The organism is Sphingobium sp., assembly GCF_048594625.1.
Lineage (GTDB): Bacteria > Pseudomonadota > Alphaproteobacteria > Sphingomonadales > Sphingomonadaceae > Sphingobium.
The window spans coordinates 1-26,196 of the sequence record NZ_JBMDWL010000021.1; the positions used below are offsets into that span (position 1 = coordinate 1).

General features: G+C 63.6%; 26 protein-coding genes. 13 read left to right on the plus strand and 13 right to left on the minus strand.

What is annotated here, in order from left to right:
• Positions 1-2,061 (plus strand): NAD-glutamate dehydrogenase domain-containing protein (locus ACOJSJ_RS02335; protein ID WP_420143377.1); only part of this gene is annotated, 2,061 nt, incomplete at its 5' end.
• A gap of 154 nt (positions 2,062-2,215) precedes the next feature.
• On the opposite strand, the gene ACOJSJ_RS02340 is transcribed toward ACOJSJ_RS02335, so the two are convergent.
• Positions 2,216-3,226: a VacJ family lipoprotein gene (locus tag ACOJSJ_RS02340; protein WP_420143378.1), complete on the minus strand. Its 1,011-nt coding sequence runs from the start codon at positions 3,224-3,226 to the stop codon at positions 2,216-2,218.
• Positions 3,227-3,514: 288 nt separating this feature from the next.
• Between ACOJSJ_RS02340 and ACOJSJ_RS02345 the strand changes: the two genes are divergently transcribed.
• From ACOJSJ_RS02345 to ACOJSJ_RS02365, 5 genes are all read left to right on the plus strand, one after another.
• On the plus strand, positions 3,515-4,159 hold the full coding sequence (locus ACOJSJ_RS02345) for a PepSY-associated TM helix domain-containing protein (RefSeq protein WP_420143379.1): 645 nt from the start codon (positions 3,515-3,517) through the stop codon (positions 4,157-4,159).
• Positions 4,160-4,170: 11 nt separating this feature from the next.
• On the plus strand, positions 4,171-4,704 hold the full coding sequence (locus tag ACOJSJ_RS02350; RefSeq protein ID WP_420143380.1) for a DUF2271 domain-containing protein: 534 nt from the start codon (positions 4,171-4,173) through the stop codon (positions 4,702-4,704).
• Between the two features lie 14 nt (positions 4,705-4,718).
• Positions 4,719-5,600, plus strand: a complete 882-nt coding sequence (locus ACOJSJ_RS02355) for a DUF4198 domain-containing protein (RefSeq protein ID WP_420143381.1) — start codon at positions 4,719-4,721, stop codon at positions 5,598-5,600.
• Between the two features lie 110 nt (positions 5,601-5,710).
• Entirely contained in the window at positions 5,711-6,574 is an 864-nt protein-coding gene (locus ACOJSJ_RS02360) for an FAD:protein FMN transferase (protein ID WP_420143382.1), read from the plus strand.
• Between the two features lie 24 nt (positions 6,575-6,598).
• Positions 6,599-6,769, plus strand: a complete 171-nt coding sequence (locus ACOJSJ_RS02365; RefSeq protein ID WP_420143383.1) for a hypothetical protein — start codon at positions 6,599-6,601, stop codon at positions 6,767-6,769.
• Positions 6,770-6,932: 163 nt separating this feature from the next.
• Here ACOJSJ_RS02365 and ACOJSJ_RS02370 read toward each other — a convergent pair whose 3' ends face one another.
• Complete coding sequence (locus ACOJSJ_RS02370; protein ID WP_420143438.1) at positions 6,933-8,030, minus strand: AI-2E family transporter; 1,098 nt, start codon at positions 8,028-8,030, stop codon at positions 6,933-6,935.
• Positions 8,031-8,163: 133 nt separating this feature from the next.
• Between ACOJSJ_RS02370 and ACOJSJ_RS02375 the strand changes: the two genes are divergently transcribed.
• A complete protein-coding gene (locus ACOJSJ_RS02375; protein WP_420143384.1) occupies positions 8,164-8,964 on the plus strand; it encodes a TrmH family RNA methyltransferase in 801 nt (266 codons plus the stop codon).
• Between the two features lie 123 nt (positions 8,965-9,087).
• Positions 9,088-10,344: an MFS transporter gene (locus ACOJSJ_RS02380; RefSeq protein WP_420143439.1), complete on the plus strand. Its 1,257-nt coding sequence runs from the start codon at positions 9,088-9,090 to the stop codon at positions 10,342-10,344.
• A gap of 44 nt (positions 10,345-10,388) precedes the next feature.
• Here ACOJSJ_RS02380 and ACOJSJ_RS02385 read toward each other — a convergent pair whose 3' ends face one another.
• The 11 genes from ACOJSJ_RS02385 to ACOJSJ_RS02435 all read right to left on the minus strand — a co-directional run bounded on the left by ACOJSJ_RS02385 (position 10,389) and on the right by ACOJSJ_RS02435 (position 20,793).
• Positions 10,389-10,904: a GNAT family N-acetyltransferase gene (locus ACOJSJ_RS02385; protein ID WP_420143385.1), complete on the minus strand. Its 516-nt coding sequence runs from the start codon at positions 10,902-10,904 to the stop codon at positions 10,389-10,391.
• 131 nt (positions 10,905-11,035) lie between these two features.
• Positions 11,036-13,729: a TonB-dependent receptor plug domain-containing protein gene (locus ACOJSJ_RS02390; RefSeq protein ID WP_420143386.1), complete on the minus strand. Its 2,694-nt coding sequence runs from the start codon at positions 13,727-13,729 to the stop codon at positions 11,036-11,038.
• A 345-nt stretch (positions 13,730-14,074) separates the two neighbouring features.
• Positions 14,075-14,440: a 50S ribosomal protein L19 gene (gene rplS, locus ACOJSJ_RS02395; RefSeq protein ID WP_420143387.1), complete on the minus strand. Its 366-nt coding sequence runs from the start codon at positions 14,438-14,440 to the stop codon at positions 14,075-14,077.
• Positions 14,441-14,446: 6 nt separating this feature from the next.
• On the minus strand, positions 14,447-15,184 hold the full coding sequence (gene trmD, locus ACOJSJ_RS02400; RefSeq protein WP_420143388.1) for a tRNA (guanosine(37)-N1)-methyltransferase TrmD: 738 nt from the start codon (positions 15,182-15,184) through the stop codon (positions 14,447-14,449).
• Positions 15,181-15,504, minus strand: coding sequence for a hypothetical protein (locus ACOJSJ_RS02405; protein ID WP_420143389.1), 324 nt, complete (start codon positions 15,502-15,504; stop codon positions 15,181-15,183). The genes trmD and ACOJSJ_RS02405 overlap by 4 nt, the downstream gene beginning before the upstream one ends.
• On the minus strand, positions 15,501-15,776 hold the full coding sequence (locus ACOJSJ_RS02410) for a hypothetical protein (protein WP_420143390.1): 276 nt from the start codon (positions 15,774-15,776) through the stop codon (positions 15,501-15,503). The genes ACOJSJ_RS02405 and ACOJSJ_RS02410 overlap by 4 nt, the downstream gene beginning before the upstream one ends.
• A gap of 47 nt (positions 15,777-15,823) precedes the next feature.
• Positions 15,824-17,320, minus strand: coding sequence for a serine hydrolase domain-containing protein (locus ACOJSJ_RS02415; protein WP_420143391.1), 1,497 nt, complete (start codon positions 17,318-17,320; stop codon positions 15,824-15,826).
• A 68-nt stretch (positions 17,321-17,388) separates the two neighbouring features.
• Positions 17,389-17,883 (minus strand): ribosome maturation factor RimM, encoded by a 495-nt coding sequence (gene rimM / locus ACOJSJ_RS02420; protein WP_420143392.1) that lies wholly within the window; start codon positions 17,881-17,883, stop codon positions 17,389-17,391.
• A 5-nt stretch (positions 17,884-17,888) separates the two neighbouring features.
• A complete protein-coding gene (rpsP, locus tag ACOJSJ_RS02425) occupies positions 17,889-18,317 on the minus strand; it encodes a 30S ribosomal protein S16 (RefSeq protein ID WP_420143393.1) in 429 nt (142 codons plus the stop codon).
• A 119-nt stretch (positions 18,318-18,436) separates the two neighbouring features.
• Positions 18,437-19,918 carry a signal recognition particle protein gene (gene ffh / locus ACOJSJ_RS02430; RefSeq protein ID WP_420143394.1) on the minus strand — a complete coding sequence of 494 codons (1,482 nt, stop codon included), beginning with the start codon at positions 19,916-19,918 and terminating at the stop codon, positions 18,437-18,439.
• Between the two features lie 194 nt (positions 19,919-20,112).
• Positions 20,113-20,793: a hypothetical protein gene (locus ACOJSJ_RS02435; protein WP_420143395.1), complete on the minus strand. Its 681-nt coding sequence runs from the start codon at positions 20,791-20,793 to the stop codon at positions 20,113-20,115.
• A gap of 200 nt (positions 20,794-20,993) precedes the next feature.
• Here ACOJSJ_RS02435 and ACOJSJ_RS02440 point away from each other — a divergent pair, with 200 nt between their 5' ends.
• Genes ACOJSJ_RS02440 through ispZ form a run of 5 tightly spaced genes read left to right on the plus strand, consistent with a single transcriptional unit; the run spans position 20,994 to position 26,171 of the window.
• Complete coding sequence (locus ACOJSJ_RS02440) at positions 20,994-22,391, plus strand: amino acid permease (protein WP_420143396.1); 1,398 nt, start codon at positions 20,994-20,996, stop codon at positions 22,389-22,391.
• Between the two features lie 49 nt (positions 22,392-22,440).
• Positions 22,441-23,241 carry a diaminopimelate epimerase gene (gene dapF, locus ACOJSJ_RS02445; protein ID WP_420143397.1) on the plus strand — a complete coding sequence of 267 codons (801 nt, stop codon included), beginning with the start codon at positions 22,441-22,443 and terminating at the stop codon, positions 23,239-23,241.
• A 5-nt stretch (positions 23,242-23,246) separates the two neighbouring features.
• Positions 23,247-24,581 carry a tRNA (N(6)-L-threonylcarbamoyladenosine(37)-C(2))-methylthiotransferase MtaB gene (gene mtaB / locus ACOJSJ_RS02450; protein ID WP_420143398.1) on the plus strand — a complete coding sequence of 445 codons (1,335 nt, stop codon included), beginning with the start codon at positions 23,247-23,249 and terminating at the stop codon, positions 24,579-24,581.
• Positions 24,581-25,519, plus strand: a complete 939-nt coding sequence (gene ftsY, locus ACOJSJ_RS02455; RefSeq protein ID WP_420143399.1) for a signal recognition particle-docking protein FtsY — start codon at positions 24,581-24,583, stop codon at positions 25,517-25,519. The genes mtaB and ftsY overlap by 1 nt, the downstream gene beginning before the upstream one ends.
• Positions 25,509-26,171: a septation protein IspZ gene (gene ispZ, locus ACOJSJ_RS02460; protein WP_420143400.1), complete on the plus strand. Its 663-nt coding sequence runs from the start codon at positions 25,509-25,511 to the stop codon at positions 26,169-26,171. The genes ftsY and ispZ overlap by 11 nt, the downstream gene beginning before the upstream one ends.
• Positions 26,172-26,196 lie beyond the last annotated feature (25 nt).

Consider the following 26,196-nt stretch of genomic DNA (forward strand, 5'->3'; position numbering starts at 1 on the left):
GCCACCTTCTCCGACGTCGCCAACGCCATTGCGCTCGATCGCGGCTTCTGGCTGGGCGACGCCTTCGCCAGCGGCGGGTCGAACGGCTATGATCACAAGGCGATGGGCATCACCGCGCGCGGCGCATGGATTTCGGTCCAGCGCCACTTCGCCGAAATGGGCATCGATGTGCAGAGCGAGCCGGTCAGCGTCGTGGGCTGTGGCGACATGTCAGGCGACGTGTTCGGCAACGGCATGCTGCTGTCGAAGGCGATCAGGCTGGTCGCCGCGTTCGACCATCGCCATATCTTCTTCGATCCCACGCCCGATCCGGCAAAAAGCTGGGAAGAACGTAACCGCATGTTCGCCCTGCCCCGTTCCAGCTGGGAGGATTATGACAAGTCGCTGATCTCCAAGGGCGGCGGCGTCTTCTCCCGCAGCCTGAAACGCATCGCGCTGACGCCGGAAATGCAGGCCGTGCTGGACGTCACCGACAAGGAAATGGAGCCGGCCGCACTCATCTCCGCCATTCTCAAGGCGCCTGCCGACCTGCTGTGGTTCGGCGGCATCGGCACCTATGTGAAGGCCGCCGCGCAAAGCCATGGCGATGTCGGCGACCCGGCCAACGACCGTCTGCGCGTCAATGCCGAACAGCTGCGCGTCAAGGTGATCGGCGAAGGCGCGAACCTTGGCACCACGCAGGCGGGGCGCATCGCCTTCTCGCTGCATGGCGGGCGGATCAATACCGACTTCATCGACAACAGCGCGGGCGTCGACTGTTCCGATAATGAAGTGAACATCAAGATCGCGCTGAACAAGGAAATGGCTGAAGGCCGCCTGCCCTTCGAAAAGCGCAACACGTTGCTGGAAAGCATGACCGACGCGGTCGGCGACATCGTGCTGGAGGATAACCGGCTTCAGGCGCTGGGCCTGTCCATCGCCGAAGCGGGCGGCGCGGCCGACCTTGCCTCCTATGTCCGCCTGATCGAAACGTTCGAGGAAAGCGGGCGGCTCGACCGTCAGGTCGAAGGGCTTGCCGCGAACGATCAGCTGCTGCGCCGCGGACAGGATGGTCAGGGCCTCACCCGGCCGGAACTGGCCGTGCTGCTGTCGACCGCGAAGCTGGCGTTGCAGGACGCGATCGAACATGGCGACCTGGCCACCGATCCCGGCATGGCATCCGAACTGATGGCCGCCTTCCCGGAAGCGATGCAGAAGAAGGAAGCGGACGCCATTGCCGGGCATGCGCTGAAAAAGGAAATCATCGCTACGAAAGTCGCCAACCGCGTCGTCAATCGCCTTGGCCTCATCCACCCCTTCGAACTGGCGGAAGAAGAAGGCTGCTCGCTCGCCGACCTCGCCAGCGCCTTCCTGATCGCCGAACGTCTGTACGACATCGGCACCCTGTGGGCGGACATCGATGCGGCGGACATGTCGGAAGGCGCGCGGCTGGCCCTGTTCAGCGACATTGCCGGCGGCATGCGCGCACAGATCGCCGACATATTGCGCGCCCTGCCCGCCGGTACGCTGCCCAGCGAAGGGCTGGACCGGTTGACCAGGGGCGTCCAACTGCTCGCCCATCAGGTTGACGATCTGCTGACCAACGAAGCGCAGCGCCGCGTCAATGCCGTCACCGACAGGCTGCTTGGCCTTGGCGCGCCCGAAACGCTCGCCGTGCGCACGGCGGGCCTGTTCAAGCTGGACGGCGCGGTCGGCATCGCATCGCTCGCCGCCCGCATGGGGGTGGAGGAAATCGCGCTCACCCGCGCCTTCACCCATCTGGGCGAAGCGGTCGGCATCGACTGGGTCCAGTCCGCCGCCGCGCGCATGGAACCGACCGATCCGTGGGAACGGCTGCTGATTTCGGGCGTCGCGCGCGACATGCAGCAGGTCCGGCTCGATTTCCTGGCGCAGGGGAAGGACAAGGACGCCGCAACCCATGTCGAAAACTGGCTTCAGGCCAAGGGCGACCGCATCCGCCAGTTCCGCACGCTGGTTCAGCGCGCCAAGGCGGCGGCCACGCCCAATGTCGCGATGCTGGCGGAGATTGCCGGGCAAGCGCGCGGCCTGCTGGGCCGCTGATCGACCGGTCAGAAAAAAGGGGCGTCATCCAGACCGGATGGCGCCCCTTTTTTGTTATTCGCCCTTACTCCCGTTCGCTTCGAGTGAAGTCGAGAAGCGGATAGCGCTGGGAGAGCGTCTCCCGATCACGCCCGAAACGAACGGACGCAAAGACTTACGACTGCGGCGGCGTCCCGTCCGCCGGTTCGTCGGCTTCATCGTCGCCATAGGGATCGGGCACCACCACCTTGGGCGCGCCCTTCTTGCCCGGCGTGGGGATATCCTCGCCATAGATGGGCACGAATTTTTTGTCGGGCACCCGGCCATGCAGCGCCTCGATCTCCGCCTTGCGCTGGCGCAGATACATGGTCTTGTAGACGGTATAGGGGTCGTCTTCCTTGCGGATTTCCTGAATCGTCTCGTCAAAGGCCGCCCGTTCGCCCAACTGGTTCAGGATCGTGGCGGGGATGACATAGGTCGGCTTGTTGAACGGCTTGCCGATGGCCATCGGCAGGATCAGCTTGTCCGCCGTATCGCCGATAATGTCGCGCAGCGTGGTCGGCCCGACCACGGGCAGATACATATATGGTCCCGGCCCGATGCCGTAGAAACCCAGCGTATTGGCGATGCCATTGTTGCGATGGGGCAGGTAGAATGGCTTGCGCTTCGCCACGTCGAACAGGCCGACTAAGCCCAGCGTCGAATTGATGCCGAACCGGCCGACCGTTTCAAACGCCTTGCCCGGCTTGAACTGGAGCAGATAGGCGGCCGCCACGATGGGATCGCCCAGATTGGAGAAGAAGTTGCGCAGCCCCTTGCGGACCGGGCGCGGCAGCCCCTTGTTATAGGCCTTGGCCACCGGCTCCACGACCGCCTTGTCGACCGACTGCACCGCTTCGAAACTCTTGGCGTTCAGCTGTTCCAGCGGGTCGCCCTTGGGCGCGCCCTTGTCGCCGGTCACCACGATGTCCTGCCCCGCCTGATCGGGCTGGTCCGATTGCGTCCCCGATTGCCCCCCTGACTGCGCTGTCGCGGCCGGGGGCGTTGCCACATCGGCCTGCGGAACGGACGGGGCGCTATCCTGCGCATCCGCAGCGACCTCTGCCGCCATGGCCAGTTGCGGCGCGGCCTGTTCGGCCTGCGCACCCATCATCATCATTCCCGCAGCAACGGCCGGCAACAGCATATAGACATCCTAGCAGCAGCCTTGCGCTCTCCCACGCAGGACCAGTCAACCGCCAGACGTCCCGGACATGTTTAATCCGTGTTACATCGGGCATATAGCGCGGCTAGAGGTGGTGCCCCCCATCGTCAATAGCAAGGCCGCTGCATCCATCGGTCCCGAACCGCCACTCGTCGCACGATCCACGCCCAACTTACATTTTGATACAAAATTCTCCTGCGACTCGTTTGCAACTGCGAGTCGTTCGCGTTATGCGGTCGACACCATCTTTTGCAGGACAGACCGATCCCAATGCACGCAGCCGCCCGCGTTCAGAAATCCAGGAAGAAGAGCGCGAAGGCCTTCTGGACGAAACAGCTGCATAGCTGGCACTGGATCAGTTCGGCGATCAGCCTGACCGGGCTGCTGCTCTTTGCCTTTACCGGGATCACGCTCAACCACGCCGCCGACGTCGAAGGATCGCCGCAAACCGTCGAAAAGAGCGCGACCCTGCCTGCCGACCTGCTGAAACAGGTTGCGGCCGACGACAGACCGGACAGCAAGAAGCCCCTGCCCGCGCCAGTCGCCGCATGGCTGAAAAAGGCCGTGGGCCAGACCGGCAGCGGCGAAGCGGAATGGTCGGCCGATGAAATCTACCTCGCTTTGCCCCGCCCCGGCGGTGATGGCTGGGTATCGATCGACCGCCATGACGGCACGGTTGCCAGCGAAAGCACCAGCCGCGGCTGGATCAGCTACCTTAACGATCTGCACAAGGGCCGCAATGCGGGCGGCGTGTGGAAATGGTTCATCGACATCTTCTCGGCCGCCTGTTTCATCTTCGCGATCACCGGCCTGTTCCTGTTGCAGCTTCACGCAAGGAAGCGGCCCATTACCTGGCCACTGGTCGCCGCCGGCCTCGCCATTCCGGCGATCCTTGCCATCATCTTCATCCATTAAAGGGGGAATTCATGCAGATCAGTCATCGTCTGGCCATGACCGGGACAGCCATGCTCGGCGCAGCGGGCACGCTCGCCGCGCCCGCCACCGCGCAGACGCTGAACCTTTCGGTCAATATTCCGCGCCTGTCGGTCGCCGAATATCACCGCCCCTATGTCGCCATCTGGATCGAGAAAGAAGGCGCGACCCCGCGCAGCCTGTCCGTCTGGTATGATTATGACAAGAAAAATGGCGAAGGCACGAAATGGCTGCGCGACATCCGTCAATGGTGGCGGGCTTCGGGCCGGACGCTCAATTTCCCGGTCGATGGCGTCAGCGGCGCCACCCGCGCACCGGGCGATCAGAAAATCGCTTTCACCGCAGGCAAGGGACCGCTCGGCGCGCTGGGGCCGGGCAATTACACTCTGATCGTGGAGGCCGCGCGCGAAGTGGGCGGCCGCGAACTGCTCCGCCTGCCTTTCGCATGGCCGCCAAAGCCCGGCGCCGTGGTGAAGGCGCAGGGCAGCAGCGAACTGGGCGCCATCGCCCTCAGCTTCGGCAAATAAGGGGACCAAGAACCATGAAAGCCAGATTGATGATTGCGGGCGCGATCGCCGTCCTGATGCTGCCCGCCAGCGCGCAGGCCCATCGCCAGTGGATGCTGCCGTCGTCCACCACCCTGTCCGGCACCGAAAGCTGGGTGACGGTGGACGCCGCCATTTCCAACGACGTCTTTTATTTCGAACATTTCCCGATGGGCACCGACAATATCGTCGTGACCGAACCCGACGGCGCCACCGGCAAGATCGAAAATGCAGCGAAGGGCCGTTATCGTTCGACCTTCGACGTGCACCTGACCAAGCCCGGCACCTATCGCATCGCCAATGTGTCGACCGGCGTGATGGGCAGCTATATGCTGAACGGCAAGCAGGAACGCCTGCCCCGCGGCACCACGAAGGACAAGCTGGCCAGTGTCATCCCCGCTGGCGCGACCGATGTCCAGACCGCCGAAATGTCCAACCGGAACGAAATTTTCGTGACGCTGGGCGCGCCCACCACCACGTTGTTCAAACCGACCGGCGTCGGCATCGAACTGGTGCCCACGACCCATCCCAATGACCTGGTGTCCGGCGAAGCGGCCAGTTTCCAGTTCCTGCTGAACGGCAAGCCTGCTGCGGGCCTGAAGATTACCGTCATCCCCGGCGGCATCCGTTACCGCGACGCGCTGGGCCAGATGGACCTCACCGCCGACAAGGATGGCAAGGTGTCGATCACTTGGCCGCAGCCGGGCATGTACTGGCTGAACGCCACCACCGGCGGCGGGCGTGAAGGCGGCCCCGGCGGTCCGGGTGGTTCGGGCGGCGCGGGTCAGGGTGCTGGCGCGCCGCGTCCGCAGGCCCCCGCCGGTCCGCCGCAGAGCCGCGCCGCCTATGTCACCACGCTGGAAGTGCTGGCCCCCTGACCCGGCCCAGCCCCTACGGCACACGCATAGCGATAGCGCCCCACCTGTCGCCCGATCCGTTTGTCGGGCGACAGCGCGGGGGCGCTATCGTCGCATTTGGCGGGCCGACCATGGGCACCGGCTGGTCGGCGCAGATCGTCGATCCGCCCGCCGCCTGCCTCGCTACGATAGAAGCGGTGCTGGCCCGCATCATCGATCAGATGAGCCATTGGGAACCCGATTCCGCCATCAGTCGCTTCAACCGTTCGCCGGTGGGCGAATGGGTGCCGATCCCGGCGGACATGATGACGGTGCTGCGCGCCGGGCTGGACATGGCGCGCCTGTCGGGCGGCGCCTTCGATCCCGCGATCGGCCGTCTGGTCGATCTTTGGGGCTTTGGCCCTGCCGCCTTCGCCGCATCCTATGCCATCGCCTCCCCATGGACACGCATAGAGGTGGAGCGCGGCCATGCCCGCCGCCTTGCCGATGTGGCGCTCGACTTTTCCGGCATCGCCAAGGGTTTTGCCGTCGATGCCGTGGCGGACGCCTTGCGCGATCTGGGCGTCGACAACTTCCTGATCGAAATTGGCGGCGAACTGCGCGGCGACGGCGTCAAGCCCGACCTGCAACCCTGGTGGGTGGATGTGGAGGCTCCGACCGATCTGCCCATCCCCACGCTGCGCATTGCATTATGCGACATCGCCGTGGCGACATCGGGCGACTATCGCCGCTTTCGGATCGAGGATGGCGCGCGCCTGTCGCACAGCATCGATCCTGCCACCGGCGCCCCCATTGCGCAGGGCGTCGCGTCGGTCACCGTGCTGCACCCACAGGCGATGCTGGCGGACGCATGGGCGACGGCAATCACCATCATGGGGCCGAACCGCGGCATGCACCTTGCCACCCGGCACGATCTCGCCGCGCGCCTCGTCCTGCGCACGGCACAGGGCGGGCAGGAATATATGACGCCTGCCATGGCCGCGATGCTGGATTGATCGGCTATTGCAGGCGCAGAGCAAATGGCTGCCTTTTATGGCAGCCCTGCTCCCGCAAAGGCAGAAATCCAAGGCAATATAGCGCCAGATGGCCCACAGATTCGCGCTTTCGCAGAAGCACAGCCAACCATTCTTGCCCGCCATTTGCCAAATACCGGACAAATTGCGAAAAAACACATTTGTACAAGCTATTGATTACAAACGATAATTTACGCTTTAACGTTCACACCGCCTGCAATTGCGGTAAAAAACACAAGATTTTCAACACGTTAAAACACGCCAAACGCAAACATCTGTCCAACTCGCTGTCTCATTTGCCGCGCCGCCGACACGCTACGCCGCCTGCCGCGCCTTGCCGTTACCCCGCCGGAACCTCATCCCCGCCGCGCATCCGCGTGAAGATATTCCATGTCGCGATGAACAGCGCCGCGATCACCGGCCCGATCACGATGCCGCTGAACCCCAACAGCTCCAGCCCGCCCAGCGTGGAAATCAGCACCACATAATCGGGGATACGCGTATCGCGGCCGACCAGTATCGGGCGCAGCACATTATCGACCATGCCGATCACCAGCACGCCGCACGCCACCAGCACCGCCCCCTGCCAGATGGCCCCGGTCGCGAACAGATAGATGGCGACCGGCGCCCACACGATCGCGGTGCCCACCGCTGGCAGCAACGAAAATGCGCCCATCAGCACGCCCCAAAGCAAGGCGCCCTGTATGCCCAGCGCCCAGAAGACGAGGCCGCCGATCAGCCCCTGCACGATGGCGACGACGATGCTGCCCTTGATCGTGGCGCGAATGACGATGACGAACTGTTCGATCAGCGCCTGCCGCTGACCCGCGCGCAGGGGCGCGGCGACGGCGATCCGCTGCGACAGCGTTTCCCCGTCGCGCAGCAGGAAATAGGTGAGGTACAGCATCACGCCCAGCGCGACGAGGAAGCTGAACGCGCTCTGCCCGATCTGGAACGCCTGCGCCGCCAGCGTCCGGAAACTGCTGGTCAGGCCCCGCGTCACCATGTCCTGCGCTGCGTAGAAATTGCTCAGCCCCCAGCGCCGCAGATAGGGCCGCAGCCAGTCGGGCATGCTGGCGACCGTTTGTGAAAACAGCCGCGCGAAGTTGATCTCCCCCGACTGGATCTTGCCATAGAAATAGGCCGCCTCCTGCAACAGCGCCGCGCCCAGCACGAACGCAGGCACGATGACGATGCCCAAAATCAGGAACAGGGTGATCAGCGCCGCGCCATTGGGGTGCTTTGGCATGGCCATCAATATCTGCCGGTTGATCGGCGCGAATACGATGGCGGCAATCACGCCCCACAGGATCGCACCGAAAAACGGTTCCACCACCAGCGCGAAGGCGATCGATACGATCAGCACGACGCCAAGGAAGAAGCCATCCTCGATCTTTGGCGTGACGTTCAGAGTCGGCGGGGGCGTGTCGGGGTTCATGGCCGATCCTTTGCAAAATTCCGCCGCCAAATCCATCGCGGAACGATCCACATATCCTACCCCCTGTCTTTTTCGCCTTTCCATGGGTAAGGAAGCCGCTTCATTCCTGATCGATATGGGACCAGCACGCACCGTGGCACGCGAAATCACCGGATTTTCCAACCCGCTGGTGAAGCGTGTGCGATCCTTGCGCGAAAAGAAGCATCGCAAGGCGGAAGGACTGTTCCTGGCCGAAGGGCTGCGCATCCTGACCGAAGCGCGCGAGGAAGGCGTGCTGCCCGAAATGCTGTTTCATGCCGGGTCCACCCATCCGCTGGCGCTGGACCTGATCGCCGCGATGGAGGCGGTGGACGGCGACGTCATCGAAACCACGCCCGACATATTGGCCAAGATCAGCGGGAAGGATAATCCGCAGGCGGTCGTGGGCGTGTATCGCGACCGGCTGGCCCCGCTTGAAAAACTGGACCGCAGCCGCGCGGACATCTGGATCGTCGCCCAGTCGCTGCGCGATCCCGGCAATCTTGGCACCATATTGCGCACCGGCGATGCGGTGGGCGCGGGCGGCCTCATTCTGATCGACGATTGCGTCGATCCCTTTTCCGTCGAATCCGTGCGCGCCAGCATGGGCGCGCTGTTCACCCAATCGATCACGCAGGCCCGCTGGGGGGAATTCATGCACTGGTTGCGGCAAGGGCCGGGCGAACTGATCGGCACCAGCCTGAAGGCCACGCAGGATTATCAGGAACCTGCCTATCAAAGCCCCAGCTTCCTGCTGGTCGGCAATGAAGCGCAGGGCCTGCCGCCAGCCTATGAGGCAGAATGTGACCAGCTGGTAAAGATGCCGATGCTGGGCAAGGCGGACAGCCTGAACGCCGCGGTGGCGACGGCGGTCATGGCCTATGAACTGCTGAATCAGAAACGACGAGCATCGTGACCGTCATCCCGGCAAAGGCCCGGATCTCCCTTTTTTTCTGGAGCGGTCAGGGGCGAGAGAGAGGCCAGCCTTCGCTGGCATGACGCATTGAGGGGGCAAGACACGGTGACACGGACGAGCGGCATGGACGAAATGTGGCGGCACAAACGGGTGCTGGCCGCCAGCCTGATCGGCACGGCGGTGGAATTTTACGACTTCTACATCTACGCCACCGCCGCCAGCCTGATCTTTCCCGCGCTCTTCTTCCCCGCCTCATCCCCCACGGCGCAGCTGATGGCGTCCTATGGCAGCCTCGCCCTCGCCTTCTTCGCCCGGCCGCTGGGTGCCGCGGTATTCGGCCATTATGGCGACCGGATCGGGCGAAAGGCGACCTTGGTCACATCGCTGATGCTGATGGGCGGATGCACGCTGTTGATCGGGTTTTTGCCGACCTATGCGATGATCGGTTACTGGGCGCCGCTGATCCTGTGCCTGCTGCGCTTTGGTCAGGGCTTCGGCCTTGGCGGCGAATGGGGCGGTGCTGCGCTGCTGGCGGTGGAAAACGCCCCGCCCGGATGGCGTGCGCGGTTCGGCATGTTCCCGCAACTGGGCGCGCCGGTCGGCTTCATCGCCGCCAATGGCCTGTTCCTGCTGCTGGGCGCTTTCCTGTCCGATGCGGATTTTCTCGCATGGGGCTGGCGCCTGCCATTCCTGGGCAGCAGCGTGCTGGTGATATTGGGCCTGTGGGTCCGTCTCAAGCTCACCGAAACGCCCGAATTTGCCGCCGCGCAAAGGGAAACGCCGCCGCCCGCCGTGCCGCTGGCCACTTTGCTGTCCTCGCATCTTGGTGCGGCGATCGCGGGCACCTTTGCCTGCGCCGCCTGTTTCGCCGTCTATTATATCGCGACCGCCTTCGCGCTCGGTTACGGCACCACCGCGCTGAAGATCGACCGCGAAATCTTTCTCGCGATCCAGTTGGGCGCGATCATGTTCATGGCGCTCAGCATCGTGCTGGCAGGCTGGTGGTCGGATCGTACCAGCCCCACCACAGCGCTTGCCTGGGGCTGTGTCGGCACGGTGGCGATGGGAATCGTCTTTGGTCCGTTGCTCGCCACCGGCGCCATCCTGCCGATCTTCGTGGCGCTCAGTCTGGCGCTGTTCGTGATGGGCTTCATCTACGGCCCGCTCGGCGCTTATCTGCCCGCGCTTTTCCCGACCCAGCTGCGCTATACCGGCGCATCCTTCGCCTTCAACCTTGGCGGCATATTGGGCGGCGCGCTGGCGCCGATCGTCGCGACATGGCTGATCGGGATGCAGGGCGTGGGCCTTGTCGGCCTCTACATGGCGACGGCGGCGTTGATCAGCCTCGGCGGCCTGTGGTTCACCAGCCGGAACCCCTGATCCCCAGCATGATCCGATCAGCCCCGATCGGATCGGAAACTGCTTCAGATCGCCTTGCGCATCAACAGCATCGGCACGCCGCTATCCTCGAACGTCTGCACGCCTTCGAACCCGAAGCTGCGATAGAGCGGCACGCCCGCCATGGTGCCCGACAGTTCCAGCGCGGCGAAGCCTTCCGCCTTCGCCGCCGCCTGACATAGCGACAGGATCAGCGTTCCCACCCCTTTGCGCACATGGTCGGGGTGCGTGTACATCGCGCGCACCTTGGCCGCTTCAGTCGCCGGGTCCAGCATCCGGTCGTTCCGCCCTGCGCTGTGATTGCCGCCATAGGCCGTCGCCCGGCGGCTCCATCCGCCGCATCCCGCGATCGCGCCGTCATCCTCGATCACGAAATAGGTGCCATCCGCGATCAGGCGGCTGTCCAGCCCCATGAAGGCGTGGCTGGCCTTCACCTGATCGGGCGCCAGGAAGGTCGATTGCAATTGTTCGATGGCCTGCGTCATCAACGCGGACAATGCAGGTTCGTCGGCCGCGACGGCCAATCGGTGGGACAGCATCATGCCATTGCCTTGCAACGAAAACGACCGATCCTGCAAGGGACCGGTCGCCTTCGTGACATTTGTTTCGTCCTGCACATCTTCCACGCCAGCAGGCAATTGCGCTGCCTTGAAAATGCGCCGACCCGGTCGGATCAGAATTTGAAGCCGACCTTGCCGTACCAGAAGCCGCCGTTGAAGCCGAAGGGCGACACGTCGGGATAGATGTCCCCGGTGAAGCGGCCGCCGGTCGATCCATAGACCGGGCCAAGGCCACCGGCACGATTGTCATATTTGTCGGGATAGTTGCTGAACAGATTCTGCACGCCCGCACTCAGCGTGAAATTGCTGTTCACTTCATAGCTCGCCTCGAAATCGAACACGAATTCGCTGCCGAAGCTCTGCTGGACATAGCTGGCACCGTTCAGCCCGGCGCCATCGTCGAACACCTTGTATTTGCCGTACCAGTTCATGCGGGCCAGCAGCGAGAATGGGCCGTTGCTCCAGTTTTCGGTCAGGATGACGCGGGTCTTGGGCAGGGTATTCTGCAATTGCTGGATACGCGTGTCGCTGATGATCGGCGAACCGGTTTCCGGATCGATGCCGACGGCGATGACCTTCGTCTTGTTATAGTTGAAGGCCAGCGTGGTGTTGAACGTTCCCATGCCGTCGGTGTTGAAACGATAGCTGCCGACCACATCGACGCCCTGCGTACGGGTGTCGAACGCGTTGGTCAGGAACTGCACTTCGTTGACGGTGGCATAGTTGGCCAGACCCAGCGCCTGCAATTGCGGGCGCTGCGCGTCGGTGATGACCCGCGAACCGGTGGTGCCGATACGGTCCTTCACCTTGATATTATAATAGTCGATCGACAGCGAAGCGCCCGGCGCAGGCGTGAACACCGTACCTACGGAGAAGCTGACCGATTCTTCGGGCTTGAGCGGCACCGCACCCAGATATTGTGCGACCGGGCTGGCGACCGGCAGCGTCATGAATTCGATCGCATTGGGATTGCCGGGGTTGAATGTCGTCGCGATGCTGCTGGTATTGGTCTGCCCCGGCGTCGGCGCACGGAAACCGGTCGCCACCGTGCCGCGCAGGGCCAGAATGTCTGGCACGATCGCATAGCGCGCCGATACCTTGCCCGTGGTCGAATTGCCGAAATCGGACAGATGTTCGTAACGGCCCGCGACGCCCAGCGAGAATTGTTCGGTAATGTCGCCTTCGATGTCGATGTAGAGGCCCTTGGAATTGCGGCTGCTTTCACCCGCGATCGCGGGGCCGTAACCGGGGAAGCCGTTCGCGCCGACGGGCAGCGCGACCGACAATTGCGTGCCGTCCGCGTTCAGCACCGGCGTGCCGTCCTGATGGAAGACCAGATTGCCGGTATATGGCCCGATGGCATAGGAAGCCGCGTCACCCAGCCCCAGTTCATAGGATTCGCGGAAATATTGCCCGCCGAACGCGATGGTGACCGGGCTGGCGAGGCCGACTTCCCAGGGATAGCTGAAGTCCGCGTTGAACAGGGTTTCGCGCTGTTCCAGCTTGCCGAGGTAGAATTCGGTCGGCGAACTGATGCCCAGCGACGGGTTCATCGTGCCGTTCATTGAATATTTCAGCGTCGACTGGCCATAGCTGCCCGACAGGTCGTAATTCAGGCCGAAACCGAATGTGCCCTTATAACCGACGGTGCCCGAAATATCGTCGATCTTGCCGAAGAAGATCGGGGTGAAGCCACCCGAATAGACGCAGCTCCAGTTCTGGATCAGCGGGTCGGCGCAGGTCGAAACCTGCGTATAGTCGCGGGTGGCCGGGTTATAGCCGTTGGGCGCATAGACATTGCCGCCGGCCGATCCGGTCTGGATGCCCGGCCGCGTATTGTCGAAATCGGTGAAATAGTCGTTATAAATGCCGTTGCGGCCGAAATTGGCGGAATCCACCGACTGGCGATAGTTGAAGCTTTCTTCCTGAAAACTGTGGCCATAATTGCCGAAGAAATAGACGCGGCTGTCATCGCCCAGATCGAAACCACCATTCACGAAGAAGCGATAGGATTCCATCTTGGGATTGCCATATCGCTGCGCCAGTTCGGGCACGTCGATATTGGGCTGTTCCTGCGACAGTTCCAGCGCGCCGGGGCGGGTCACGCCACGGCTGGTCTTGCCCGCATTCACATATTCGCCGCTGATGTTGATGAAGCCGCTGTCGCCCAGTTTGAAGCCGCCGTTCAGCGCGACCTGATAATCTTCGCCGTCGCCACGATAATATTGACCATATCGGGCATAGCCGGACAGACCGTCCGTATCTTCGCGCAGGCCCATATTGATGACGCCCGCGATTGCGTCCGACCCATATTGCGCCGACGCGCCGTCACGCAGCACTTCGACGCTGCGGATCGCGATGGCGGGTATCTGTGCAAGGTCGGCGGAATGCGCGCCCGCCGACTGGGCGTTGGCGCCGATCTGGACCAGCGCGCTGCGGTGCATGCGCTTGCCGTTGACCAGCACCAGCGTCTGGTCGGGCGCCAGTCCGCGCAGGTTGGGTGGACGGACGAATGACGAACCGTCGCCGATGGCATAGCGCGCGACGGAGAAGGACGGCACCAGATTCTGGATCACCTGGTTCATGTCGGCAACGCCCTGCTTTTGCAGTTCTTCGCCGCCATAAACGTCGATCGGGGTCGGAGATTCGGCAACCGTGCGATCGGTCCGGCGGGTGCCGGTGACGATGATGGTCTGCCCCGGCGTTTCACCGGCGGATTGCGGCGCAGCATCCTGCGCAAGAACTGGCATAGAATATATCAACGCAGCAGCAATAGCGCCGCGAGAAACCCAACCCTTATACTTCATCCGATAGCCCCTAGATTTTTATATGGAGGCCGTCAGACACCCTTCCTCTATATCATTGTCCGGATGCATGTGATCAGATCGCAGGATTCCGCTGCCAAAACCAATGGTTTCGGCATTTATTTCAGTCAGCAACATCTGGAAACACAAGGCTGGCATATTTGCATCGGCAGCGAAATGGTCTGCCCTGTTGCATTGCAAAATTATTTATGACGGCCAAAGCCAGACAGGCGTCCGGAAACGTCAAAATGTTGCAAATCAAAGAAAAAGGCGGCGCCCGATGGGGGCACCGCCTGTTTCATTTTTACAACTGTCAAGAAGCGTAATGAAACGCTTAACCCTAACCTATCAGCCTTCGCGGGTATCGCGACGCTCGGCGATGCGAGCGCGCTTGCCGGTGCGGCCGCGCAGATAGTAGAGCTTCGCACGACGCACGACGCCGCGACGAACGACGGTGATCGAATCGAGGTTGGGCGAATAGAGCGGGAACACGCGCTCCACGCCTTCACCGAACGAAATCTTGCGCACGGTGAAGTTCGAACCCATGCCCTTATTCGAACGGGCGATGCACACGCCTTCATAGTTCTGAACGCGGCTACGTTCGCCTTCGACGACCTTCACGCCGACGCGCAGCGTGTCGCCGGGACGGAAATCGGGAATATCCTTGGCGAGGGCGGCGATGTTTTCCGCCTCGATCTGCTGGATGATGTTCATGTAACGTCAGTCCTTGGTCTTGCGTTGCGCACCAGAGGGCGACTGGTCCCGAACGCCGATATGACGTTCCCAAAGGTCCGGCCGCCTTAGCCGTGTATCTGCCTCCGCCTGTTGTTTCCGCCAGGCGGCGATCTTCGCATGATCCCCCGATCGCAACACTTGCGGGATCGTGCGCCCCTCCCATTCCACCGGGCGGGTATAGTGCGGATATTCGAGCAGCCCCGTTTCAAAGGATTCCTCGACTCCGCTGGAAGCCGCGCCCATTACACCGGGAAGCAGCCGAACACAAGCATCCAGAAGCAGCAAAGCCGCCATTTCCCCGCCCGACAGGATGATGTCGCCCATGCTGACCTGCTCGATCGGGCGCGCGTCGAAAATGCGCTCGTCAAACCCTTCGAACCGCCCGCAGAGCAAGGTCACGCCCGGACCGTCCGCCAGCGCGCGGACCCGCGCCTGCGTGATCGGTTTCCCGCGCGGCGTCATCGCCAGAACCGGCAAGTCCGGACGCCTGTCCAGCGCATGATCGACCGCCTTGGCCAATATATCCGCGCGCAGCACCATGCCCGCGCCGCCACCGGCCGGGGTGTCATCCACCGTGCGATGCCGGTCGGCGGCAAAATCGCGCATATGAATGGGATCGCAGGACCATTTCCCGTCCGCCAGCGCCCGCCCGGCCAGCGACACACCCAGCGGTCCTGGAAACATTTCAGGGTATAGGGTCAGGATTTGCGCGGAAAAGCTCATCTGCGATGCCTCCGGACGATCAGAAAGACGATGACCATGCTGACCAGATAGATCACGACCGCCACCAGCCCGATCATCATCGCCCCCGCCATCGCCATGGCGCATGTGTCCACGCCGCATGCCTCTTTCGACGCCGTCATCGCCCGGACGAACGCGAATATCGCGAAGGACAATGCCAGCAATGGCAAAGGCAAGGCAGACAGCAAGGCGATGCGCTCGCTGCTCCACCCCGGTCGCCGCGCGGCGATCCAGTGCGACGACAGAACGGATATGGCGACGATCGCCAGTGCCGACATGAGTATCAGTTCAATGTCGCTCATGCCCGCCGCCGCTTGCGCATCCACGCGGCGGACACCCCGCCCAGCAGACAGATGGTGCCGCAGATCATCAACACGACGCCGATATTGAGCAGCAGGTCGCCAAAGGGTCGATCCGGATGCAACAGGGTCGGCAGGATGAACAGCAACGGCAGGGGACAGATCAGGGCGATCGCCACCCCGACCTTCGCCCAGCGCGGCCAGCCGATGCCGAACAGCCGCCATCCCGCGACCAGCATGAACAGCAGATAGATAGCAGTAACAATCTGGGCCATGGCGCGCGCTTAGGGCAAGGCCGTGCCCGCGTCCAGTTCCCGCCCGGTCAGGGCAGCTTGATCGCCAGCTTCAGTTCCTGAATCCGCGCATCGGGGGTCGGCGCCAGCAGGATCGTGCCCGCCACCCTGCCCCGCTCGCACGGCCAGGTGAAACTGCCCGACAATGCGCCCGTCGCCTTGATCGGCGCGCCGGTGCGACAGGTGCCAAGTTCAGCCTTCAGCGTCGTCAATTTCCGGCGCCAACTGTCCACATCGCTGTCCATCAGGAAATTCATCGCCAGCTGATCCCGCGCCGCGCCGACATCGCCCGCCGCATAGATGCGCCCGGCCGCAGCATAGCCCTGCGCCAGCAATGGCGACACCGCCAGCGTCCGCTCGATCAGCGCGCCTGCCTTTTGCAGGGCCATCGCCGCGTCCCACGCCGGACCCGCGCCACCATTATAGGTGCGGTTGGTGAACACGAATATGCCGACGCCGCGGTCGGGCATCAGCATTACATGGCTGCCATAGCCGGGATAACCGCCGCCATGCGCCAGCGTCAGACCCAGCTCGCAATCCTGCGCCACGCGCATGCCAAAGCCATAGGCCAGCGACTGGCGACAGGCCGTCGCCCCGCTTGCGCCATAACGCTGCGCCACGCTGGTGAAATTGCTCCCTTCCGCCAGCATCCGCACGGACGCGCGCGACACCGGCCCATCGTCGGCATCGTCGCGTGCAGGCCAGGCCGCCAACAGAAATGCGACCCAGCGGGCATAGTCGCTGGCGCTGGTCTGCAATCCGCCCATCGCGCCAAAGGCGCCGTCCCGCATCGACGGTTCGACTTTCCACCGCCCATCTTCCCAGCGATAGCCGATGGCACGCCGCTCGATGGGCCATTCGCCGATTTCATAGCCGCTCGACGTCATGCCCAGCGGCGTCAGCAGGGTCTGCTCTACATAGCGGCGATAGGGCATGCCCGACACATTGGCGACGATCCGCCCCAGCAGCGCGAAGCCGAAATTGCTATATTCATAATGGCTGCCCGGCGCGCTACTGAACGGGACGCCCCGTTGCAGCATCTTCGTGAACTCCGCGTCGGGCAGCGGCGTTTGCCGGTCGCCCCACGGATTATCGTCCACAAAACCCGCACTATGGGTCAGCAGATCGCGAATCCGGATATGCGGGCTGTCTTTGGTCGGATAGGTCCATCCGCGCATTTCGGGGACATAGGTTTCGGCGAGGTCATCCAGCGACAGCCTGCCCTCCTCCCGCAATTTCAGGATCGACAGCGCCGTGAACGCCTTCGTCATCGACGCGATGCGGAACAGGCTGTCGGGCGTCACAGGGCGTTTTTCGACCAGATCCTGCACGCCCAGCCCCTTGACATGGACCAGCCGCCCGTCGGCCACGATGCCATAAACCAGCCCCGGCGCATGGCTATCCACCTGAAAATCGGAAAACAGCCGGTCGATGTCCGGGATCGCCTGCGCGATTTTCTGGGCGTCGGCGGCCTGCGCCGGGCGCAACGCCATCATCACAAACAAAAGACAGGCGACAAGACGCATGAACGGTTCCCTTTGTGGAACCGCCAGCATGCGCACTTGCATCGCCACCGCAAGGGCGGCGAACGGGTTTATTCGGTAAAGGCCGCCTGGATCAACGCGCCATCATCGCTCAATGTCACCGCATGTATCGGCGCCATGAAACGTTTGGGCTTCTTGCCCTCGACCGGAGGCCGCTCGACCTCGATAATGTCGCCCGCGCCGAAGTTCTCGACCGCGACGATCATGCCCAGCGCTTCGCCGGTGCTGGATGTGCAGGGCAGGCCGATCAGGTCGGCATGATAATATTCGCCCTCATCCAGTGCCGGAAGGGCAGAACGGGGCACGGTCAGTTCCGTACCGCGCAGCGCTTCGGCCGCATTGCGATCGCCAATCTCGGCGAAACGGGCCACCGCGCCATTGGGGCCGGGACGCACGGACTTCAACGTCAGCATGCGTCCCGCCACATCGAAGCTCTTGTAGCGCAGCAGGCTTTCCGCCCCTTCGCCAAACAGCTTCAGACGGACGTCGCCCGCCACCCCATGCGCACCGATGATCGCGGCCAGAGTGACGGGCTTGTCGGTCATTATGCTCAGCCTTCAGCCGATTCTTCGGCAGGCGCAGCAGCTTCTTCAGCCGGTGCGTTGGCTTCGGCGGCAGCAGCGGCGGCCGCTTCAGCGGCTTCGGCAGCCTTGGCGGCGCGGTCTTCAGCGCGGTCCTTGGCCTTCTGACCCGGTTCAGCCTTGTTCGGGTTGTTGCGCGCCTTGCGCTCCTTCACGCCAGCGGCGTCCAGGAAGCGGGCGACGCGGTCGGTCGGCTGCGCGCCGGCGGCAACCCAGTGCTTCGCGCGCTCGACGTCCAGAACGACGCGCTTTTCATCGCCCTTGGGCAGGACGGGGTTGTAGCTGCCGATGCGTTCGATGAACTTGCCGTCACGCGGGGCGCGGCTGTCGGCCACGACGATGCGGTAATAGGGGCGCTTCTTGGAGCCGCCGCGCGACAGACGGATGGAGGTTGCCATGGGAATAGACCTTTCTAACTAAACTGCTTTGTTTGGGGTCGTCATCCCAGCGATAGTTGGCGCCTCTCTCCCCCGAAGGAGAAGCGAAGCCCCAGCTTTCGCTGGGATGACGGGTTACTTCACTTCTTCATGAAATTCTGAAAACCGGGCGGCAGCTTGGGCATATTGCCAAGGCCACCCAGACCGCCCAGCCCCGACAGGTCGGGAGGGCCGCCCGCACCACCATCGGGACCGCCCGGACCGCCAAGGCCACCCATGCCGCCGCCGGTGAACATCTTGGCCAGCCCTTTCAGGCCGCCCATCTTGCGGATCTTCTTCATCGCCGTTTCCATTTCCTGATGCATTTTCAGGAGACGATTGACGTCCTGCACGGTGCGGCCTGCGCCCTTGGCGATGCGGATCTTGCGCTTGGCGTTGATCAGGGCGGGCTTTTCCCGCTCCTTGGGCGTCATCGAACCGATCATCGCGTCCAGATGGATCAGCGTCTTGTCGTTCGCGCCGCTGTTCGCCATCGCCTGCTGCGCCTTTTTCAGGCCCGGAAGCATGCCCGCCAGCGCGCCAAGGCCGCCCATGCGGCGCATCTGATTGAGCTGCGCACGCAGGTCGTTCATGTCGAACTGACCCTTGGCCATTTTCTTGGCCAGCTTGTCGGCTTCTTCGGCGTCGATCGTTTCGGCGGCCCGCTCGACCAGCGAAACGACGTCGCCCATGCCCAGGATACGCTGGGCGACACGCGCGGGCTGGAAAGGCTCCAGCGCATCCAGCTTTTCGCCGGTGCCCGCAAATTTGAGCGGGCGGCCGGTGACGGCGCGCATCGACAGCGCCGCACCACCGCGCGCATCGCCGTCCATACGGGTCAGCACCACACCGGTCAGCGGCACCTGCGCGGTGAAGCTGGTCGCGACGTTCACGGCATCCTGACCGGTCAGCGAATCGACGACGAGCAGGATTTCGGCCGGATTCGCCACATCGGCGACCGCCTTCATCTCATCCATCAACGCCTGATCGACGTGCAGACGGCCCGCGGTATCGAGCATGACGACATCGAAGCCCTGCAACTTCGCCGCCTGCAACGCGCGCTTGGCAATATCGACCGGCTGCTGACCCGCGATGATCGGCAGGGTCGCGACATCGGTCTGCGTACCCAGCACCGCCAGCTGTTCCTGCGCGGCCGGGCGCTGAACGTCCAGCGACGCCATCAGCACCTTCTTGCGCTCTTTTTCCTTCAGCCGCTTGGCGATCTTTGCGGTGCTGGTCGTTTTGCCCGACCCCTGAAGGCCGACCATCATGATGACGGCGGGCGGGGTCACGTCGATCATCAGGTCGCTGGTTTCGGCGCCCAATACTTCGGTCAGCGTGTCGGAAACGATCTTGACGACCATCTGGCCGGGCGTGACCGAACGCAGCACATCGCTGCCCACGGCCTTTTCGGTGGCCTGATCGACGAACTGGCGCACGACCGGCAGCGCGACGTCGGCTTCCAGCAGCGCGATTCGCACCTCGCGCATCGCGGCGCGGACATCGTCCTCCGTAAGCGCACCGCGCCCACGCAGCTTGTCGAATACCCCACCGAGACGATCGCTTAGCGAATCGAACATCATCACCTCATTTGGGCCGAAAAGGCCCGGAAAATCTTGCCCACCCATCAAACGACAAAATCGCCGGCGGGCGAAACCTCGCCGGCCAGCGTCCATCCGATGCCCCATCTGGGCATCCTGGAGTCGTCAGGGTACCGGACGGAAACCGACCGATTGCAGCGGCGCCCTTAGCGCAGACCACCCTGTGATGCAAGCGATCAGCTGTTTGCGACAACCGTCGTCAGGGCGATGATCGGCGGCGCGGCGGCCAGCACCGGCACCAGCAGATTTTCCAGCAGGATCGCCGTGCCGCCCATTATCGAAGCGCCATGCACCCGCCGCCGCGTCGTCATATCATGGACGAACAACGGCACGACGAACAGCAACTGACACAGCATCACGGCAAGGCCGCCCCATGGCCCCAGCAACGGCATCGGCAATATCCGCCCGAAGGCCGGGCCGATGATCGCCACCATCGCGCACAGCATCAGCCTGCGGTGCCAGTCCGTGCGCCGACGCAGCTGTATCGCAAGCGTCAGCAACAGGCCGAACGCCAGCACTTCCATGATGTTGAGCGCCATGAAAATGCCATGAGGGAAAAATTCCGGCACCCGGTCCAGCCGGATCGCCATCACCGCCGTCCCCATGCCCAGCGGGAGCAACGCCGCGCCCAGACCTGCACTGGCCCATCCCATCCGCCGGTGCAGAACGCGACTGCCGCCCTGCCCAGTCACGCCTTGCCCAGTCACGGCCTGCGCGACGAACAGCAAGGTCCAGACCATGAAAGCCACGCCATGAACATGCACCCACCATGGCGCCCGCGCGACGTCCACCATGCCCCGAAGCGCGAAGGAACCGAATCCGCCGATGACGGTCGACGCGATGACGATCGCCATCATCGGAAAAAAGCGATCGCCCTGTTTCCGTGACGCCCACCGATTCGCCATCGCGTCCATTGCCCAAAGCCTCCCTGTTCCTGAAACATTAGGATGGTCGCAAAGCCCCGTATTGTAAGAAGACGCCGGATTGCGCCACACCGCTTGCGTCCGCTTTTCCTTTGCGCCAGCTATCGTGAAAGACGACAGGGGAGCCGAACAAGATGAGCTGGACACGCCGCAAGCCGATGGAGGCGATGACGCCGAAGGATAGCGGGCATCAGATGGCGCGCACCCTGTCATGGCCGCACCTGTTGGCGCTGGGCGTCGGCGCGATCGTGGGCACCGGCATCCTGACGTTGATCGGCGTTGGCGCGGATCGCGCCGGTCCCGCCGTCCTGCTCTCCTTTGCGATAGCGGGCGCGATCTGCGCCTGCGCCGCGCTCGCCTATGCCGAACTGTCCACCATGATGCCCGCCGCGGGCAGCGCCTACAGCTACTCCTATGTCGTGCTGGGCGAAGGCATCGCCTGGATCGTGGGCTGGTCCCTCATCCTTGAATATAGCCTTGTCGTGTCGACCGTGGCGGTGGGCTGGTCGGGCTATGCGGGACCGTTGCTGACCCCGCTGGGCTTTCCCGAAGCATTGACCAAGGGGCCGGAACTGGGCGGCGTCGTCAACCTGCCCGCCATCTTCATCATCGCCGTGGTCGCAGGTCTGCTGATGTTCGGCACGCGGGAAAGCGCGCGCCTCAACACGATCCTCGTTCTCATCAAGATCGTGACCCTTAGTCTGTTCGTCGCCTATGCCCTGCCCGCGTTCGACGCTGCCAACCTCGAACCCTTCATGCCCTTCGGCTTTGCCAAGCATATGGGGCCGGACGGGGTGGAGCGCGGCGTGATGGCCGCCGCCGCGATCATCTTCTTTGCCTTCTACGGTTTCGACGCCATTTCGACCGCCGCTGAAGAAGCGAAGAACCCGGACCGCGACCTTGCCATCGGCATCGTCGGGTCGCTGATCGTTTGTACGCTCATCTATGTCCTCGTCGCCGCTGCCGCGATCGGCGCCCTGCCCTTCACCCGCTTTGCCGACAGTCCGGAGCCGCTGGCGCTCATCCTCCGCGAAATGGGTCAGGGCGGGATCGCCCGCATCGTCGCCATCGCCGCCGTCATCGCGCTCCCCACCGTGCTGCTGGGGTTCCTTTACGGGCAAAGCCGCATCTTCCTGGTCATGGCGCGCGACGGTTTCCTGCCGCAGAGCCTTGCCAAGATTTCCAAGCGCGGCACCCCGGCACGGATCACGATGGTGACGGCCGTGCTGGTCGCGATCATCGCAGGCGTGCTGCCGATCGATGAAATCGCCGCGCTCGCCAATGCAGGCACACTGATCGCCTTCACCGCCGTGGGCCTGTGCCTCCTCGTCCTGCGCAAACGCGCACCCGACCTGCGACGCCCCTTCCGCACGCCTGCGGCATGGGTCGTGGGCATCGGCGCGGTGGCGGGATGCGCCTATCTCTTCCTCAGCCTGCCGATGAAGACCATTTGCGCCTGCGCCGCATGGAATGCCATCGGTCTCGCCGTATACTGGCTCTATGGACAGCATCGGGCGGCGGCCGCTCGATAGTCTTCACGGCCACTGGCTTTTCCCATGGCGGCGCATTAAATGCGCGCGCATGGGACGTTTTTCGAAGATGCATGGCCTGGGCAACGACTTCGTCGTGATCGACGCGCGTGAAAATGCGGTGGAGATGACGCAGGCGCGTGCGCGCGCCATTGCCGACCGCCACGCCGGGATCGGCTGCGACCAGCTGATCCTGATCGGTAACGCCCACGATGCGGATGTGTCGATGCAGATCTTCAACGCGGACGGCAGCGAAGTGGAAGCCTGCGGCAATGCGACCCGCTGCGTCCCCCTGTTCGTCGGCCGCGACGTCTTGATCCGCACCAAGGCAGGCCTGCTGGACGCGAAGTCCGTCGATGGCGGCGCCAGCGTCGACATGGGCGCGCCCCGATTCGACTGGGACGCCATTCCGCTCGCCTACCCCATGGACACGCTGACCATGGGCGCCAGTTGGGAAGATCTGCCCGCGCCAGCCACCGTCAATGTCGGCAACCCGCATGTCATCTTCTTCGTGGATGATCTGGACGGTGTGAACTTCGACCATCTGGGGCCATTGATCGAGCATGATCCGTTGTTCCCGCAGCGCGTGAACGTCAATTTCGCGCAGGTCACCGGCGACAATCACATCCGCCTCGTCGTGTGGGAACGCGGTGCGGGCCTCACGCGCGCATGCGGCACCGGCGCCTGCGCCACCGCCGTTGCCGCCATCCGTCGCAAGCTGACGGCCGGTCCCGTCACCGTAAGCCTGCCCGGCGGCGACCTGACCATCGCATGGACGCCCGGCGGCACGATCCAGATGACTGGCCCGGCCACCCACGTCTTCGATGGCGAGGCCGACTGGGCGCGTTTCTGACCGCCATGCCTCTCTCCGCCAACAACGGTCCCGACATCATCACCATGGGGTGTCGCCTCAACATCGCGGAGAGCGAGGCGATACGGGACATGGCTGGCGGTCAGGACGACCTGATCGTCGTCAACAGCTGCGCCGTGACCGCCGAAGCCGTGCGCCAGACGCGGCAGGCGATCCGCCGCGCCAAACGGGAACGGCCAGACGCCCGCATCATCGTCACCGGCTGCGCCGCCCAGACCGAACCCCAGAACTTCGCCGCCATGCCTGAAGTCGATGGCGTGATCGGCAACCGCGAGAAGATGGAGGCAGAAACCTACAAACCTCCGTTCGTGTCGCGCGAAGTCGAGAAGCGGTTGCGCGAACCTGTCTCGACTTCGCTCGACATGAACGGCGATTGGGGGACACCGGAGAAGGTCCGCGTCTCCGACATCATGGCCGTGCGCGACACCGCGCCGCACATGGCGTCCGCCTTCGCCGACCATGCCCGCGCCTTCCTTGAGGTGCAGAATGGCTGCGATCATCGCTGCACCTTCTGCATCATCCCCTATGGACGGGGAAACAGCCGATCCGTGCCCGCGGGCGCGGTAATCGACAAGGCAAAGCAACTGGTCGATGCGGGCTACCGCGAAATCGTCCTGACCGGCGTGGACGTCACCAGCTATGGTCCCGACCTGCCCGGCAGCCCCTCGCTCGGCCTGCTGATCGAACGCATATTGAAGGGCGTGCCGGACCTCCCCCGCCTGCGCCTGTCGTCCATCGACAGTGTGGAGATTGACGACCGGCTGTTCGACCTGATCGCCCATGAACCGCGCATGATGCCGCATCTGCACCTGTCGTTGCAGGCGGGCGACGACATGATCCTCAAGCGCATGAAGCGCCGCCACGCCCGTGCCGACGCCATAGCCATCGTGCAGCGCGTGAAAGCCGCCCGCCCGGACATCAGCATCGGCGCCGACATCATAGCGGGCTTCCCGACCGAAGATGACGCGATGTTCGAAAACAGCCTGGCGCTGGTGGATGAGTGCGACATCGTCCACGGCCATATCTTCCCTTATTCGCCCCGCACCGGCACTCCCGCAGCCCGCATGCCGCAGGTCGATCGCACCATGATCAAGGCCCGCGCCGCCCGCCTGCGCGACGCCTGCGCCAGCCGCCGCGACCGCTGGCTGCAAAGCCTGATCGGGACGACGCAATCGGTACTGGTCGAACGCAGCGGCGTCAGCGGCCATGCCGAAAATTTCGCGCCGATCCGCTTTGCATCGGCACAGCCGCCATCCTCCATCGTGCGTGCGACCATCACGGCCCTTGAGAATGGCGTCCTGATCGCGCAAGAGGCAGCATAATGACTGATACCGGCAACAGCTGGCGCGACCGTCTCTTTGGCGGCCTCAAGCGCACTTCCGACAGGCTCGGCGACAATCTCACCGGCCTTTTCACCAAGGCCGCGCTCGACGCGCAGACCCTCGACGAGATCGAGGAAGCGCTGATCGTTTCCGACCTTGGCCCCGCCATGGCCGCGCGCGTGCGCGAACGGCTCGCGGAGGGACGCTATAATCGGGAACTGACCGAGGAATATCTGCGCGAAATCATCGCGGAGGAAATCGAAAAGACCCTCGCTCCGGTCGCCCGCCCGCTGGAGATTGAAGCGTTCCCCCGCCCGCAGGTCATCCTGGTGATCGGTGTCAACGGTTCTGGCAAGACCACCACCATAGCAAAGCTCGCCACTAATTTCCTGGAACAGGATTATGGCGTGATGCTGGCGGCGGGCGACACGTTCCGCGCGGCGGCCATCGGCCAGCTGAAGGTCTGGGCAGAGCGGCTGGGCGTCCCCATCGTCGCTGGCAAGGAAGGCGGCGACGCGGCGGGCATCGTATTCGACGCGGTCAAGCAGGCCACCGAAACCGGCATCGACGTGCTGATCGTGGACACCGCTGGCCGCCTTCAGAACAAGACCGAACTGATGGACGAACTGGCCAAGGTCCGCCGGGTGCTGGGCCGATTGAACCCGGCCGCCCCGCACGACGTTGTTCTGGTGCTGGATGCCACCACGGGACAGAATGCGTTGAACCAGATCGAAGTTTTCAAGGAAACCGCGCAGGTCACCGGCCTCGTCATGACGAAGCTGGACGGCACCGCGCGCGGCGGCGTGCTGGTCGCGGCGGCCGAGAAATATCGCCTGCCCATCCATGCCATCGGCGTCGGGGAAAAGATCGAGGATCTGCGTCCCTTCGATCCCGGCGACATGGCAAAGGCGATTGCGGGGACGGCCTATGCCCGCTGACGCCAAACCGGCGGCGAAGCCCGCTCATAACGGCACGCTCAGCCTGCTGCTCGACTTCGGGCCGCTGCTGGTCTTCTTCCTGACCTACAAGGGCGCGGGCTGGATCTGGGGTGCGGGCAATCCGATCACCACCATGACGTTCGGCACCGCCGCCTTCATGGCCGCCATCGTCATCGCGGTCATCGTGTCGAAGTTGAAGCTGGGTCGGGTATCGCCCATGCTGTGGCTGTCGGCGATGCTGATCCTGTTTTTCGGCGGCCTCACCATCTATTTCCATGACCAGCGCTTCATTCAGCTGAAACCGACCATCATCTACGCCTTTTTCGCGCTGACGCTGTTCGCCGGGCTGCTGCGGGGCAAACCGCTGCTCAAATATCTGCTTCAGGCGGCCTATGACGGCCTCAGCCATGAAGGCTGGATGAAATTGTCCCGCAACTGGGCCTTATTCTTCGTCGGCATGGCGGTCGCAAATGAAGCCATGCGCCGGACGATGACATTCGACACATGGCTGGCTGTGAAGGTGTGGGGCGTGACGATCGTGTCGGTCATTTTCGCCGCCGCCAACCTGCCGATGCTGATGCGCCATGGCCTGGAACTGGGCGACAGGCTGGATGGCGACGACCTTGGCGAAACGACACCGCCGCAGGGCTAAATGCGCTTGGAATTATCCGATTTCT

Coding starts and splice junctions, on each gene's coding strand:
- ACOJSJ_RS02340 (WP_420143378.1), bottom strand. CDS start 3,226: ATGCTGTTGCCGGCCGTTGCTGCGGGAATGATGATGATGGGTGCGCAG.
- ACOJSJ_RS02345 (WP_420143379.1), top strand. CDS start 3,515: ATGCACGCAGCCGCCCGCGTTCAGAAATCCAGGAAGAAGAGCGCGAAG.
- ACOJSJ_RS02350 (WP_420143380.1), top strand. CDS start 4,171: ATGCAGATCAGTCATCGTCTGGCCATGACCGGGACAGCCATGCTCGGC.
- ACOJSJ_RS02355 (WP_420143381.1), top strand. CDS start 4,719: ATGAAAGCCAGATTGATGATTGCGGGCGCGATCGCCGTCCTGATGCTG.
- ACOJSJ_RS02360 (WP_420143382.1), top strand. CDS start 5,711: ATGGGCACCGGCTGGTCGGCGCAGATCGTCGATCCGCCCGCCGCCTGC.
- ACOJSJ_RS02365 (WP_420143383.1), top strand. CDS start 6,599: ATGGCTGCCTTTTATGGCAGCCCTGCTCCCGCAAAGGCAGAAATCCAA.
- ACOJSJ_RS02370 (WP_420143438.1), bottom strand. CDS start 8,030: ATGAACCCCGACACGCCCCCGCCGACTCTGAACGTCACGCCAAAGATC.
- ACOJSJ_RS02380 (WP_420143439.1), top strand. CDS start 9,088: ATGGACGAAATGTGGCGGCACAAACGGGTGCTGGCCGCCAGCCTGATC.
- ACOJSJ_RS02385 (WP_420143385.1), bottom strand. CDS start 10,904: ATGATGCTGTCCCACCGATTGGCCGTCGCGGCCGACGAACCTGCATTG.
- ACOJSJ_RS02390 (WP_420143386.1), bottom strand. CDS start 13,729: ATGAAGTATAAGGGTTGGGTTTCTCGCGGCGCTATTGCTGCTGCGTTG.
- rplS (WP_420143387.1), bottom strand. CDS start 14,440: ATGAACATCATCCAGCAGATCGAGGCGGAAAACATCGCCGCCCTCGCC.
- trmD (WP_420143388.1), bottom strand. CDS start 15,184: ATGAGCTTTTCCGCGCAAATCCTGACCCTATACCCTGAAATGTTTCCA.
- ACOJSJ_RS02405 (WP_420143389.1), bottom strand. CDS start 15,504: ATGAGCGACATTGAACTGATACTCATGTCGGCACTGGCGATCGTCGCC.
- ACOJSJ_RS02410 (WP_420143390.1), bottom strand. CDS start 15,776: ATGGCCCAGATTGTTACTGCTATCTATCTGCTGTTCATGCTGGTCGCG.
- ACOJSJ_RS02415 (WP_420143391.1), bottom strand. CDS start 17,320: ATGCGTCTTGTCGCCTGTCTTTTGTTTGTGATGATGGCGTTGCGCCCG.
- rimM (WP_420143392.1), bottom strand. CDS start 17,883: ATGACCGACAAGCCCGTCACTCTGGCCGCGATCATCGGTGCGCATGGG.
- rpsP (WP_420143393.1), bottom strand. CDS start 18,317: ATGGCAACCTCCATCCGTCTGTCGCGCGGCGGCTCCAAGAAGCGCCCC.
- ffh (WP_420143394.1), bottom strand. CDS start 19,918: ATGATGTTCGATTCGCTAAGCGATCGTCTCGGTGGGGTATTCGACAAG.
- ACOJSJ_RS02435 (WP_420143395.1), bottom strand. CDS start 20,793: ATGATGGCGATCGTCATCGCGTCGACCGTCATCGGCGGATTCGGTTCC.
- ACOJSJ_RS02440 (WP_420143396.1), top strand. CDS start 20,994: ATGAGCTGGACACGCCGCAAGCCGATGGAGGCGATGACGCCGAAGGAT.
- dapF (WP_420143397.1), top strand. CDS start 22,441: ATGGGACGTTTTTCGAAGATGCATGGCCTGGGCAACGACTTCGTCGTG.
- mtaB (WP_420143398.1), top strand. CDS start 23,247: ATGCCTCTCTCCGCCAACAACGGTCCCGACATCATCACCATGGGGTGT.
- ftsY (WP_420143399.1), top strand. CDS start 24,581: ATGACTGATACCGGCAACAGCTGGCGCGACCGTCTCTTTGGCGGCCTC.
- ispZ (WP_420143400.1), top strand. CDS start 25,509: ATGCCCGCTGACGCCAAACCGGCGGCGAAGCCCGCTCATAACGGCACG.